13 protein-coding genes are annotated in these 13437 nt (G+C 69.1%); 2 read left to right on the top strand and 11 right to left on the bottom strand.

The annotated features are described in order from the left end of the window. Positions 1-6: 6 nt before the first annotated feature. Entirely contained in the window at positions 7-201 is a 195-nt protein-coding gene (locus tag CcI156_RS05065) for a ferredoxin (protein WP_023840904.1), read from the top strand. 521 nt (positions 202-722) lie between these two features. After that, positions 723-2369, top strand: coding sequence for a fibronectin type III domain-containing protein (locus CcI156_RS05060; protein ID WP_139341412.1), 1647 nt, complete (start codon positions 723-725; stop codon positions 2367-2369). A gap of 90 nt (positions 2370-2459) precedes the next feature. Here the strand turns inward: CcI156_RS05060 and CcI156_RS05055 are convergent, their stop codons facing one another. The 11 genes from CcI156_RS05055 to CcI156_RS27575 all read right to left on the bottom strand — a co-directional run bounded on the left by CcI156_RS05055 (position 2460) and on the right by CcI156_RS27575 (position 13433). Further along, positions 2460-4196: a fatty acyl-AMP ligase gene (locus CcI156_RS05055; protein WP_076804466.1), complete on the bottom strand. Its 1737-nt coding sequence runs from the start codon at positions 4194-4196 to the stop codon at positions 2460-2462. Between the two features lie 53 nt (positions 4197-4249). After that, positions 4250-5065: a thioesterase II family protein gene (locus CcI156_RS05050; protein WP_083718305.1), complete on the bottom strand. Its 816-nt coding sequence runs from the start codon at positions 5063-5065 to the stop codon at positions 4250-4252. Beyond that, a complete protein-coding gene (locus CcI156_RS05040) occupies positions 5062-6357 on the bottom strand; it encodes a cytochrome P450 (protein WP_076804463.1) in 1296 nt (431 codons plus the stop codon). The genes CcI156_RS05050 and CcI156_RS05040 overlap by 4 nt, the downstream gene beginning before the upstream one ends. A gap of 11 nt (positions 6358-6368) precedes the next feature. After that, positions 6369-7271 (bottom strand): class I SAM-dependent methyltransferase, encoded by a 903-nt coding sequence (locus CcI156_RS05035; RefSeq protein ID WP_011436044.1) that lies wholly within the window; start codon positions 7269-7271, stop codon positions 6369-6371. A gap of 5 nt (positions 7272-7276) precedes the next feature. Then, positions 7277-7534, bottom strand: a complete 258-nt coding sequence (locus CcI156_RS05030; protein ID WP_011436045.1) for an acyl carrier protein — start codon at positions 7532-7534, stop codon at positions 7277-7279. Positions 7535-7546: 12 nt separating this feature from the next. Then, positions 7547-8563 (bottom strand): fatty acid desaturase, encoded by a 1017-nt coding sequence (locus CcI156_RS05025; protein WP_011436046.1) that lies wholly within the window; start codon positions 8561-8563, stop codon positions 7547-7549. A gap of 301 nt (positions 8564-8864) precedes the next feature. Then, positions 8865-10115 carry a cytochrome P450 gene (locus CcI156_RS05020; RefSeq protein ID WP_011436047.1) on the bottom strand — a complete coding sequence of 417 codons (1251 nt, stop codon included), beginning with the start codon at positions 10113-10115 and terminating at the stop codon, positions 8865-8867. Between the two features lie 181 nt (positions 10116-10296). Continuing rightward, positions 10297-11493: a chromate efflux transporter gene (gene chrA, locus CcI156_RS05015; protein ID WP_076804547.1), complete on the bottom strand. Its 1197-nt coding sequence runs from the start codon at positions 11491-11493 to the stop codon at positions 10297-10299. 195 nt (positions 11494-11688) lie between these two features. Further along, entirely contained in the window at positions 11689-12372 is a 684-nt protein-coding gene (locus CcI156_RS05010; RefSeq protein WP_076804461.1) for a DUF305 domain-containing protein, read from the bottom strand. 91 nt (positions 12373-12463) lie between these two features. Beyond that, positions 12464-12964 carry a hypothetical protein gene (locus CcI156_RS05005; protein ID WP_076804459.1) on the bottom strand — a complete coding sequence of 167 codons (501 nt, stop codon included), beginning with the start codon at positions 12962-12964 and terminating at the stop codon, positions 12464-12466. An 82-nt stretch (positions 12965-13046) separates the two neighbouring features. Next, the gene (locus CcI156_RS27575; RefSeq protein WP_371681758.1) at positions 13047-13433 is read right to left on the bottom strand and encodes an NlpC/P60 family protein; all 387 of its coding nucleotides are present in this window, start codon (positions 13431-13433) and stop codon (positions 13047-13049) included. Positions 13434-13437: the final 4 nt, after the last annotated feature.

Raw genomic sequence — 13437 nt, 5'->3', positions numbered from 1 at the left:
TGTCGCATGAAGATTGTCGCTGATCGCGCCGTCTGTGTCGGCGCTGGGATGTGCGTGATGACCGCGCCGGAGGTCTTCGATCAGGGTGACGACGGCCTCGTCGTCACCCTGATCGAAGAGGTCGCCGCCGGTCGGCTGGACGCTGTGCGCCGATCGGTCGCGCTGTGTCCGTCGAAGGCGCTGCGCGTGCTGGACGACTGACGAACGGGTCGGCCGCCCGGCGGGCGTCACGCGGTGCAGTTGCTGGTGAAGCCATCCGTGGGCGGCGTGGATCCCGGGGGYGTGGACATGGCACCTCCGATGCGTCGCGACCGGGGTCATCGGGCGCACGTCCGGATGGCGGGCGAGATCCGGTCTCCGCTGATCATAATAGGTTGATGAGCTGACGGATCGCGGCGCATCAAGACCCTGATGCGTGGTTCCGTGCCGCTCCGGGGTGCCGTGTTCCGGGGTGCCGTGTTCCGGACCGCCGTGTTCCGGACCGCCGTGTTCCAGGGGTACCGTGCTTCCGGTTTTGGGGGCTTTCCCGACCGAGAATTTCCGTAGGCCCGCTCGGCCGAAGGTGGTCCATGAGCCAACGGGCGCGTCCGCACGTCCACCGAGACGGCGGCGTATATCTTGGGGTCGCGTCATATCAGTCCCGCGTCCGGAGTAACGTCTCCTTAGCGGTGCCACGCTGATATGCCGGCTGAACCCGACAAAACCCTCGGAGGAGACAGACTGTGTCGGATTCGCAAGGTCTTGTGTTCGCGTCAGCGGAGTGGCTGCCCAACGGAACCGAACATTGGGCCAACTTCAAGGTGACCATCTCCAACTACTCCACCGAGGACGTGGTGGATCCGGAGATATCCTGTACGTTCGCCGCGCCCCGGCTCATCCGGAATGTTTACGGACTGGTGTTCAACCCAGTTGATCGGCCGACTGACGTCGTCACTGGCCGCCTGGTGTCCGAACGGAAGATCATCCAGGCGAGGGGATCGCAGGAGTTCACCCTCGCGATGCAGAACGGTGGTACGGGCGCCGGCTCGGATCCCGCCCTGCTGCCGAACGGCTTCACGGTCAACGGGGAGAACGCCAACCCACCCGAGGACACCGATCCGCCCACGGTGCCGGAGAAGCTGCGCATCACCGGCTGGGCGCCGCACAGCCTGCACCTGACCTGGGATCCGTCCACGGACAACATCGCGGTGGCGGGCTACGAGGTGTTCTACCGGACTCCGGGTGGAGAACCCCGTGTCCTGGCGACCACCGCCGCCGAGGCCACGGTGTCGGGGCTGAACTCGTTGACGGAGTACATTCTGCGGGTCCGCGCGTTCGACGTCAGCGGCAACCGGTCGGAGCTGTCCGAGGAGGTAGCCGCGTCGACTACCGCCCCCCTCCCGGACCCCGGTACCTGGGATGCGCCGCGAGCGCCCTTCGTCGACTACACCGCATGGCCGAACCCGAAGCTCGCCGAATACGGCTCCCTGTCCGGAATCGACAGTTTCTTCGTCGGCTTCCTGGTGGCGCAGCCGGGCGGCGACAAGAAGGTGTACTGGGGCGGCTATCCGAGCTACGGGGAGGCCGCGACAGGCGATTTTGGCAAGGAGGACTTCGCCGCGTTCACCGCGCAGGGCGGGAAGGTCATCCTCTCCTTCGGGGGTGCTTCCAACGTCCCTCTGGAGGATGTGGAGACYGACGTTTCCAAGATTGTGGCGACGTATCGGGCGATCCTCGCGAACTACGGGGTCAGCYATGTCGACTTCGACTTCGAGGGAGCGTTCATCCAGAACCGGGCGGGGTTGGAGCGGCACGTCGCCGCCATCTCCCAGGTGCTCCCGGCCTACCCCGGCCTGAAGATCTCCTACACGCTTCCCGTCGACGGCGCTCCCGGCAGCCTGGTGGGTTTCAACCCCGACGGGGTGCGTCTGCTGCATCTGCTCGCCGACGCGGGCGTCCAGCCATCGCTGATCAACGGCATGCTGATGGAGTTCGGCCAGACGGCCCCCTCGGACGCCTATGAGTGCTGCGTGATCGCGCTTAACGGCATGTTCACGCACATCGCCGGGGCCTGGCGCGACTGGGACGAGCAGAAGGTCTGGCGGCGGATCGGCGCCTGCCCGATGTTCGGCCGCCACATCAACGGCCGGATCTTCACGCTGGACCACATGCGCCGGCTCGTGGAGTTCGCCCGTACCCACAACATCGGCGCCGTCTCCGGTTGGGACGCCACCCGGGACTACAACCAGGGCCGCCTGCCCGAATGCGCCGACTTCAACGGGAACGACCTGGCGAAGTGCACCTACGTCGAGCAGAACCCGTTCGACTTCTGCAAGATCATCGCCACCTACCGACCCGAGTCCGTTCCCGCCGCCGCGCTGCGGCGGTAGGTCCGCGCCCGCGGCCCGGCGGCGCACGTAGCCGCCGGGCCGCGGTCCGGCTTTCCTGGCGGCATTCCGCCAGGCGGACCGGCGGATCCGTCAGGCGACGGAGGACATCCCCGGTTCCCAGATCTCGAACCCGGCCGCCAGGTAGCGGTTCCTGGCCGCGGCTCGCATGATCTTGCCGCTGCTGGTCTTCTGTAGCCGGCCCGGCAGGGCCAGCACGAGGTCGTTCACCGAGAGGTCGTGTTCCCGCGTCACCGCCGCCCGGATCGACGCAGCGACGTCCCTCGCGTCGGCGGTGAGGCGCTGCTCGTCCCTGATCTCCTGCACGACGACCAGCTTCTCGCTGTCGGCACCGGGAACCGAGAACGCGGCGCACCCGCCGGGGCGCAACGCGGGGTGGGCCGACTGGACGGTGAGCTCGATGTCGTGGGGATAGTAGTTCCGGCCCCGAATGATCACCAGGTCCTTCAGCCTGCCCACGACGTAGACCTCGCCGTCGACCAGCAGGCCGAGATCGCCGGTGCGCAGGTAAGCCCGGCCGGTCTCGCCGTCGAACTCGGCGTGGAACACCTCGGCCGTCGCCTCCGGGCGGCGCCAGTATCCCTGCGCCACCTGGTCGCCGGAGACCCAGATCTCGCCCACCTCGTCCGCGGGGCACGGGCGTCCCGTTTCGGGGTCCACTATCCGGAGCTCCTCCTCCGGGAGGACGAGCCCGGATCCGACGAGACTCCGGCCGCGTCCGCCCGATGCCGGCACATAGCGCCGGTGACCGAGCGCCTCGACGTCCGCCTCGAGGGCGCGGGGACCGCGGCCCTTCCGGCTGCCGGTCACGAGCAGGGTCGCCTCGGCCAGGCCGTAGCACGGGTAGAACGCCTTCTCGTCGAACCCGTGGGGCGCGAAGATCGCCGAGAACCGGCGCAGGGTCTCGTGACGGATGGGCTCGGCCCCGTTGAACGCGACCTTCCAACAGCTGAGGTCGAGGTCCGGCACATCCCCCCGGGCGGCCCGTGCGACGCAGACATCGAAGGCGAAGTTGGGCCCGCCGCTGGTGTGGGCCCGGTACCGGGAGATGGCCGACAGCCAGCGCAGGGGCCACCGGATGAACGTCATCGGCGCCATGAGGATGCTGGTCGCCCCGAGGTAGAGCGGCTGCAGGATGTTGCCGATCAGCCCCTGGTCATGGAAGAACGGTGCCCAGCCGACGAACGTCGAGTCCTGATCGTGGTCGAACGCGCGCCGGATCATCTCCTGGTTCGCGGCGAGGTTCCGGTGGGAGACCATGACCCCCTTCGGATCGGACGTGGAACCGGAGGTGTACTGAAGGAAGGCGACGGAATCCGGCGGACAGGGCCGGGGGCGGAAGCTCGTGCCCGCCTGGTCCGTCTCGTTCGTCTCGTCYGCCACCTGGTCGACCGGCAGCCAGGGGAGGGGGCCACGGATCGATTCCACGACGGGCCTGATGTGCTCGACCATCGCGCCGACGGTGAGCACGGCCGAAGGCTCGCAGTCCTTGATGATGCTCCGGGTCGCGTCCTGGATCAGGTTCCTGCGCGGGGGGTTGACGGGGACCGCGATCACCTGCGCGTAGAGGCAGCCGAAGTAGGCGACGATGAAATCCAGACCCGGCGGGAAGAGCAGCAGCGCCCGGTCGCCGGGCCGGCAGCGCCGGATCAGCTCCCCGGCCACGGCGAGCGCCCGCGCGTGCAGGTCGCCGTACGTCAGTACCGCCTTTTCCGCCTCGTGTTCATCCACGAACACGTAGGCCCRCCTGGCCGGCTGGCGGGCGGCGCGGTTCTGTAGGACTTCCGGCAGCAATGTCGCGTGCGGCACCCTTTTTCCTTCCCTCGACTTTCCCTCCCGCCCCGGGAGCGGCTCGACGGAGCTCATTCCAACGCCGCGGCGATGCGCGCCGCGATGGCCACCCGGTGGCGTTGATGGAAGAAGTGATCGCCCGGGAAGGTGTGGACCGCKAAGGCCGCGTCCGTCTCGTCCCGCCAGGCTYCGATCTCGGCCAGGTCGACAACCGGGTCCGCGGTTCCGTAGAAGGCCGTGATCGGGCAGCGCAGCCTGGGTTCGGAGCGGTACGCGTACTCCTCGCTGAGCGTCAGATCGACTCTGGTGAGCCGTAGCGTGTAGCGCAGGAAGGCCGCACTCCGATGTGAGCCCCCCGTGTCACCCATCGTCTTCAGCGCGGCAACGAGCGCGTCGTCCGGCAGGTGATGGATCGGTGCCCTGCTGGCGGGCCGGTGTGGCGCCCGGCGGCCKGAGACGAACAGATGCACCGGTGGGATACCCGCCGCACTCAGCGCGCGGGCCAGCTCGAAGGCGACCAGTGCTCCCATGCTGTGGCCATACAACGCCACGGGCGGGTCGATCAGCCGGGTCACCTGTGGTAGCAACGCGTCGACGGCATCGTGCACCAGGCGCAGCGCGGGCTCGGCCACCACGTCCTCACGACCGGGCAGCTGGACCCGCACCGCCGCGACGGTCGACGGGAACARCCCAAGCCATCTGGCGAAGGAACTGGCTCCGGCACCGGCGTGCGGGAGGCAGATGAGCCGCACGGCGGCATCCGTCGGTTCGTACCGCAGCCACGTCCGGCCCGTCAGCCCGGTGCCCGTCAGCCCGGTGCCCGTCAGCCCGGTGCCCGATACCCCGGTGCCCGATACCCCGGTGCCCGATACCCCGGTGCCCGTCACCCGACACCCCGCACCGAGACCGGAAGCTGCTTCAGCCCGCGGACGATGAAGCTGTGATCCTGCCAGTCGGGTTGCGTGACCAGGAGTTCCAGGCGTTCGGCTCGCCGGTACAACCGATCAAGGGCGACCTGGGCCTGCAACTGCGCCAGAATCCCGCCCAGGCACCCGTGCATCCCGTGGCCGAAGGCGAGATGCCCTCGTGCGTCGCGGGTGATGTCGAACTCGTCCGGCCGGCTGAACACCGCGGGGTCGCGGTTCGCGGCGCCGAGGCACAGCAGAACCTGATCGCCTGCCCGGATCCGGCTTCCGTCGATCTCGACCTCGCGCGTCGCGACGCGCTTGGTCAGCTGCAGGGGACTGTCGTAGCGCAGAGCCTCGTCGACGGCGCCGCCCAGCAGCTCCGGCCGACGGCGCAGGCGCGCGTCCTGATCCGGGTGCTGGAGCAACGCGAGGAGACCGTTGCCGATGAGGGATTTCGTGGTCTCGTTGCCGGCCACGAAGCACATGATGCAGACGAAGACGACTTCCTCATCGCTGAGCCGGTCGCCCCCGGCCGTCCGCGCGGCGAGCAGCCGGCTGATCAGATCGTCACCCGGCCGGGACCGGCGTTCGGTGACCACGTCGTCCAGGGCCTGCGCGAATGTCTCGACGACGTCGGATACCCGGGTGAAGTCCTCGGTCTTCATCAGCCCCGGCTCGAGCAGGAAGCGGATGTCATGCGTCCAAGGCCCGACGCGCTCGCGCAGGCTGTCCGGAAGGGCCATCCAGTCGCACATGACCGTGAGCGGTAGGGGCCCCGCGAGATCGGCGACGACGTCCATGCCGCCGTCGTCCCAGGCTCGCCGCACCAGCCGCTCCGCGACCTCGTGGACGCGGGGGCGCAGCTCGGCGACCGCCTGCGCCGTGAATACCCGGTTCACCAGGCCACGMAGCCGGGCGTGGTCGGGGTTGTCGGTGAAGACGAGCGACTTGGTCGCCAGCCGCCCGATCCGCGCCACGTCGTCCCGCGACAGCCGCGACGCCTGCCGGCTGACCAGCTGGGGGATGAGCCCGGCGCTGAACGTCCGGTCGTGCAGGACACCGCGCACGTCGGCGTGCCGCGTGAGCACCCACATGCCCAGCGTCCGGTGGACGGGCTGCGCGCCTCGAAGCCGCGCATAGAGCGGGTACGGACTGYGCCGGAACTCGGCGCCGAAGGGGTTGAAGCGGATCGGTGCCCGGGTGGCTTCGGCGGTCGCGGTGTCGGCGGTCGCGGTGTCGGCGGTCGCGGTGCTGGGTGTCGGGGACGTCATCCCGCCCGTGCTCATCCCGCCCGCACCCCGCGGCCCTCGAAGTATCCGCTCCCGAAGGGCTGAAGGACGAGCCTGAGCAGGCAGATCTTTCCCATCCGGAACCCCAGGGCGGACAGCTTCAGGTAACGCTCGTACCGGGCGACCACCTCCGGTCCGACGACACCCACGGCCTCCTCGCGGTGTCGGCGCAGTCGGCGGGCCCACTCCTCGCATGTCCAGGCGTAGTCGAGCCGACCGTTGTGCACCGACTGGATCTCGAAGACACCCTCCGCCGCGGCGGTGATCTCCGTGAGCGTCGGCAGATCCGCCGCCGGAAATATCTCCTGCTGAATGAAGGCGCTCGCGTTCTCGCGGGACATGTTCGCGTAGGCGATCGTCTGCAGCGACAACACGCCGTCCCGCTTCAGCCAGCCGTGGCAGCGGGTGAAGAACTCCCGGTACAGGCGGATCTTCTCGGCGGACGAGTCGTCGGGTCCGGCGAAGTGCTCGAAGGCACCGATGGAGATGATCCCGTCGAACCGGGTGCCGGGTTCGTAGTGCGCCCAGTTCTCCGTGCGCACCTCGACACCGGGATAGCCGCGGGACCGGACGAAGGCCGCCTGCTCCGCACTGAGGGTGAGACCGACGGAGCGTCGCACCCCGTGCGTTTCCGCCAGTCGCCCCAGGATCGAGCCCCACCCGCAGCCGATGTCCAGAACGCTTTCGGCGCGGTCGGCGCGAATCGCGTCCAGGTGGAACCGCAGCTTCCTTTCCTGGGCTGTTTCCAGGGTGTCGTCCGCGCCTTCCCGCAGCGCGCAGGAGTAGGTCAGCGAGCGGTCCAGCCAGAGCCGGTAGAAATCATTTCCGACGTCGTAGTGGTGGCGGATGGCCGCCGCCGCTCCGACCGTCCGATCGTGTCCGACCGAGGTGGCCATGACGACTATGCCACGTGCCGCGGGAGCTGCGTGTGCAGGTACGTGGCGACCGCGTTGAGGTTCGGGTTCTCGAACAACGCCTCGGGCGGTAGGTCGACGCCGTAGCGTTCCTCAACCTCGATCAGCAGGGAGACGGCGAGGGCGGAATCGATTCCCAGTCGATCGAAGTCCGCGTCCGGATCGACCTCCTCCGCGGGTATCTCGAGGAGACCCGCGACATACTCCTGGCACCAGGTGACAATCTCTTCCCTGCTTGGCTCCACCGTGCTCGCTCCTTATACCGCGGTACTCGGAGCGGATCTTCTGGCGGCGATGCGCTTCGCCGCCATCCGCTCTTCGGACGGAAGTTTGACATCCCAGGCGAGGCCACTGACCGCGAGCAGCCTGATGAGCCAGTAACCCGGATCGAGGCGGTACCACCGCAGCCCGAAGGAGGGCGAATCGGGGAACGCGTGGTGATTGTTGTGCCACGATTCGCCCAGGCTCAGCAGGGCGAAGATCCCGCCGTTCCTGCTGTTCTCCCGGGACTCGTAGGGGCGGGTGCCGAACATGTGCAGGAAGGAGTTGATCCCCCAGATGACGTGTTCGAGGACGAACATCCGTACGAGACCACCCCAGAGGAAGCCGCTCACCGCCCCGGTCCAGCTTTGGTAGACGAGGCCACCGACGAGCGCCGGGAGCAGAAGCCCGAGCGTCACCCAGTAGTAGTAGAGGCGGGCCACCCGGACCAGCGCGCGGTTCTTGATCAGATCCGGCGCGTAGTGGACGACGTTGGGATATTCGTGGCGGCGCATCCACAGGAAGTGCGAGTGGGCCAGGCCGCGGAGCCGGCCCTTCAGACCGTTGCCGGCGAGATTCGGCGAGTGCGGGTCTCCGTCGCGATCGCTGCACTCGTGGTGCCGCCGGTGCAGAGCGACCCAGGACACCACGCCGCCCTGGCCGGCCATCGAGCCGAGTACCGCGAGCGCGGCCGCCGCGGCCGGCGCCGCCTTGAACGCGCGGTGCGTGAAGAGCCGGTGATAGCCGACGGTGATGCCCAGACCGGTCAGGAGCCACATCGAGAAGAGTAGGGCGAGTTCGGTGGCCCCGATCGGATGTACCGCGAGAAACGCGATGGCGGCGGCGGTGCCGGCAATCGGGAGGACGTCGAACAGCAGGAAGTGCCGGCGCTGCAGGCGATGCAGGTAGGAATTGCTGATCGTCTTCCGGCGGGGAGTGGATCCATCGGCTCCGTACCCGTTTTCAGAGTACCCGGTTTCAGGAATGTGCGTTGCAGGCTGGAAGCCAGCCATTCTCGACCGCCTCCTCCGGAGGGCTGCGGATGGGTCGTCGGCCCGAACTTTTCCGATCGTAACAGCCGTCGTGGCCGGTTCCGGAACATGCGCCGGAGTAATCGATCGTGAGATTGTGTTTCGTTATCGTCCGCTGCTGAGCCGCACCCGCCGGCTCTCCGGCCCACGGATAGTGCGGGTGCCGCGGTAGTGCGGATGCCGCGGTAGTGCGGATGCCGCGGTAGTGCGGATGCCGCGGTAGTGCGGGTGCCGCGGTAGTGCGGGGTGTCGCCCAGCACCGTCATAGGGCGACACCGCATGGTCAGGGCGACAGCCGGATGGGGAGTGTCTCCAGGCCACGCACGGCCAGATGCGGGCGATAGGAGGGAGGGTCGCTGGCCGGCGTGAGGCTACCGGCCCGGCGCACGAGTGCCTGCAGGGCGATCTCCGCCTCCAGTCGGGCGAGCGGCGCGCCGAGACAGTAGTGGATCCCCAACCCGAAGCCGAGATGACGGGGGGCGGGTGTCGGCCCGGCGTACCGGCGGATGTCGAACCGGTCCGGCTCCGCGAAGGTCCGCGGATCCCGCCCGGCGGCGGCCAGCATGATGACGCCGACCTCGCCCGCGGCGAAGGAGTGCCCGGCGACCTCGGTGCCACGCAGCGCGAGACGCCCGACGAACTGGACGGGCGGGTCGTGGCGCAGCGTCTCGTCAACGAGTGCGGGCGCCAGGTCGGGGTCGGCCCGCAGCGCGGTGAGCTGGTCGGTGTCACGCAGCAGGGCGAGCACCGCGTTGCCGATCAGGTTGATCGTGGTCTCGTACCCGGCGACCAGCAGCAGAGCGCACAGCTCCAGCAGTTCGGCCTCGGTCAGGCTGTCACCCTGCTCCCGCACCGCCACGAGAAGACCGAGCAGGTCGTCGGTCGGCCGAGCCCGTCTGGCCGCGATCAGATCCGTGAAGTAGGCGTCGAACTCGACGGTGGCCTTCCCTCGCAGGGCCAGCTCGTCGGGTGTGAGCAGATAGTCCGGATCGAGGCCGCGGGTGAGGGCGGTTCCCCAGGCCCGGAACGTCTCCTCGTCCCGCACGGGCACACCCAGCAGATCGCAGATGATTCTCAGGGGAAGGGGACGGGCGAACGCGTCGATCAGATCCACCTCGCCAGCCGCGAGCGCGGCGTCGAGCAGCGACTCGACCAGGACGGTGATCTGTGGCCGCAGCCCGGAGATGACCCGGGGAGTGAACGCCTTGCTGACCAGCCCGCGCAGCCGGGTGTGATCGGGCGGGTTCACGCCGAGGAGCGACCGCAGCCCGCCGTCGAAGCTGTTGGCGGAACGCCAGGCGTTGGTTCCCCCCTCACCCCGGCCCCAGGCGGCGTCCTGCAGAACGTGCATGCAGTCCTGGTAGCGGGTGAGCAGCGTGACCTGCTGGGCGCCCAGCGGCAGACGGTAGAACGGATCCGCCTCCCGTAGGGCGTGGTAGCTGGGGTAGGGATCATGGCGTCGGGCCGGATCGAACGCGCCGAAGGCCGGCGGCGTGCCGACCGCGGCCGCACCGGACGGGGAATCGGCATCCATTGTCAGCTCCTCGCTTCCGGTKGTCGGTGACCCCGCAGCCGCGCCGCCGCCGCTGCGTGCGACCGTGAAGGACGTTTGCAGGGCGAACCGGACTCCCGATGAAGGGAACGCGAACGGACGACGAGAAGAACGGGAAGGACGGGAAGGACGAGGAGACCGAGAAGGCCGACCGGCCTCTCCCTCATTGAGGGAGAGGCCCGCCGGCGGCGGTGACGACCACCCCGACCGCGGCGGCGATGAGCAGGGTGAGAACGACGCMGCGGCGCAGGGGCAGCAGGAGGATCATGGCGCCGCCGAGGGTGGCATACTGCCAGGGCCGGTCGAGCGCGCCGGCTAGCGGGATGGCGGAGCCGAGGATGGCGCCGGCCGCGGCGGGGGCGGCGCCATCGAGGAAGGCGCGGATTCGCGGTTCGGCCCGCAGCCGGGCGAAGTGGGGACCGCCGAGCAGGATGAACGCGAACGACGGACCGAAGGCGACGGCTGCGGCCAGTAGCCCGCCGCCAATCCCGGCTGCCGCGTACCCGACGGCGGCGACGGTCTGCACGACGGGGCCGGGGGTGATCTGTCCGAGCGCGACCGCGTTGAGGAACTGGTCGGCGGTCATCCAGTGATAGTGGTCGACCGCGTCGGTCTGCATCAGCGGGATGATGACGAAGCCGCCGCCGTAGGACAGGGCACCAACCTTGAAGGCAACCCAGATCAGCGCGAGCAGCCCGCCGGTGCCGGTTGCCGCGGCGGCGAGCAAGGGCATGGGTGGCGCGGCAGCGCCCGGCTGGCGGCCGGGCCGATGGTGGCGGCGGGCGGCCAGCTCGAACGCGCCGCAGCCGAGCAGGACGAGCACCAGCCACGGGCCGACAGCGGCGGCAGCCGTCGCCCCGGTGGCCAGGTAGCACGGCCAGCGCAGGCGGCTGACCGTGCGGGCCCGCCGCCAGCTTGCCGGCAGCAACGCGACGCCGGTCTGGACGGCGACGGCCGCGACCGCGGAACCCGCCCCGGCGCCGGCGGCGCGCACCCACCGCGGCGGCGAGCCGGCGAGGAAGATCGCCGCCAGCGCGAGAATCAGGATCAGACCTGGCACGATGAACGCGATCCCGCCAACGAGCGCACCCGGCCGGCCCCGGAGCCGCCAAGCGCAGTAGATCGCCAGCTGGGTGGACGCCGGTCCGGGCAGCAGGTTACAGACCGCTACGGCGTCTTCGAATTCGGTGGCGGTCAGCCACCGCCGTCGCTCCACGCAGAGCTGGCGCAGCAGCGCGATGTGCGTCGGCGGGCCGCCGAAGCCGAGGCAGCCGATCCGGCCCCATTCCCGTAACACGGCGAGCAGGCTCGGGTGAGCGGGGGTGGCCGCGGACGGCGCATCGAGCTCCACGGTTGACATCCTCTCCTCCCCCGAGGGAGGGGATTCCCGGGCCTCGCGGCACCCGGCCGGGTGGTCAGGGTCGGCGCCGATCCACGAACCCTCCCTCCCCTGAAGCACTCGACTGAAGCACTCGACCGGCTGGCCGCGAGATGGTGGCCGCGAGGGTGTGTCGCGGCCACCATCTCTGCGAGCCAGGCAGCTCGGTCAGATCTTTCAGATTTTAGCGAGGAGGTTCCGCATACTCGTGATCTCGGCGTTCTGGGTGTTCTGAATATTCTCGGCGAGCTGCTGCGCCGGGGTATAGCGTCCGTCGCGGATTTCCGTCTTCGCCATGGTGACGGCTCCCTGGTGATGTGCGATCATCATGGTGAGGAACATCTTGTCGAAGGCGGGTCCGGTCGCGTTCCCCAGCGCGGTCATGTCCGCGCTGGACATCATTCCTTCCATGGTGTCGCCCGGCATCATGGTTTCTGATCCGTGGCCGTTCATGCCGTGGCCGTTCATGCCGTGGCCGTTCATGCCGTGGCCGCCCATGCCGGGGCCGCCCATGCCGGGGCCCGATCCGCCGCCGCCGGCGGGGGGAGCGGTGGGCTGCTTCCAGGCCGTGAGCCAGCCGACCATCGTGGTGATCTCCGGAGTCTGCGCGGCGCGGATCTGCGGCGCGAGGGTCTTCACCTCCGGGTTCTGGGCGTGGGTGCCGGCCAGGTCGGCCATCTCGATGGCCTGCCGGTGATGGGGGATCATGTTCTGGGCGAAGATGACGTCGGCGGCGTTGTAGTCGGTGCTGCCGGTGGCACTGGTGGCACTGGTGGCACCGGTGYTGCTTCCCCCGCTGCCGCACGCGGTAAGAACGGCTGCGGCCAGAAGCGCCGGGATGAGCAGGATGAGTCGTCTCATGCTGGTTCCTCGTCTGCCAGGTGTCGGTAGATCCTTGTGCGGGTTCGCCGTGCGGAAGTCCGTGGGGACGCGCAGGCGAAAGCCGACCGGTCTACAGGCGGAGCACGCAGAGGCAGACGAGTGAGGGTGCGTGGGACGGTGGCGGTCCGCCGGGGGGCGATCGTCCAGGCCGGGATGACGCCACACGTAGCCGGCTCCGGGCGGTGAAGGTCGAGCGGACGGCGCGGGTGAGCAGCAAGGCGATGAACAGGACGCCGGCCAGGCGAAGGAACGCCAGGCACAGCTGACCGGCATGCCCGTCGTGGCCTGCGTCTGTGGCCGGCATCGTGACCCTGGTCCGCGGGTCGAGACCGGCCAGGTGGACGGGCGCGGAGCGCGGATTCATCCCACCGTCGGGCATCGTCGCGTCGGGCATCGTCATTGATTCGCTCCGGGCCGCGGGGAGCCCGTGCGTGCCGGAGTCGGTATGGCCGGCGTGCGCGGACAGGCCGCCGTGCATGAGCAGAATGCCGAGGAGCACGGGCACGAGAAGCGGGAGCAGATGCAGCCTGCCCGGGGTGCTCTTTTCTCTTCCTCGGYGCCGGACCCTCACCGTTGCATGATGCTCCACGCGCAGGCGCTCGGTAAAACCCGCGCCCGGGCCGGCTCGTCTCTCGCACGGTCGAAAGAGCGGCTTACCGGACCCTGCCGACGTAGTAGCTGCYGCTGTAGATKGGCTGTAGGTTGACATTTCGTCGAGTTTGTGGCGCGGCCCACATATAGCCGTTGCCTGCGTAGATGCCCAGGTGGGTGATGTTGCCGGGAGTCCCGAAGAAGATGAGGTCGMCGGGCTTCTTCCCGGACCTGGGGATGCGCACCGTGGCCTGGAACTGCTGCTGGCCGGCCCCTGGTCCGCACCCGAGTTGCACATGCCGCACGGCTCGGACGCCGTACACCGACCACCGCACCGCCGGACCCTTGTTGACGATGTCGACCCGATCCAGCCCCAGAGAAACTGCGACAGCACGGCTCGCCGTGGTCTCCTCCCCGGCGTCGTCGAGCCAGCAAGGAGCTATGATCATGGTG

Source organism: Frankia sp. CcI156, assembly GCF_001983015.1.
Classification (GTDB): domain Bacteria; phylum Actinomycetota; class Actinomycetes; order Frankiales; family Frankiaceae; genus Frankia; species Frankia casuarinae.
This window is presented reverse-complemented; position numbering and strand designations above follow the sequence as displayed.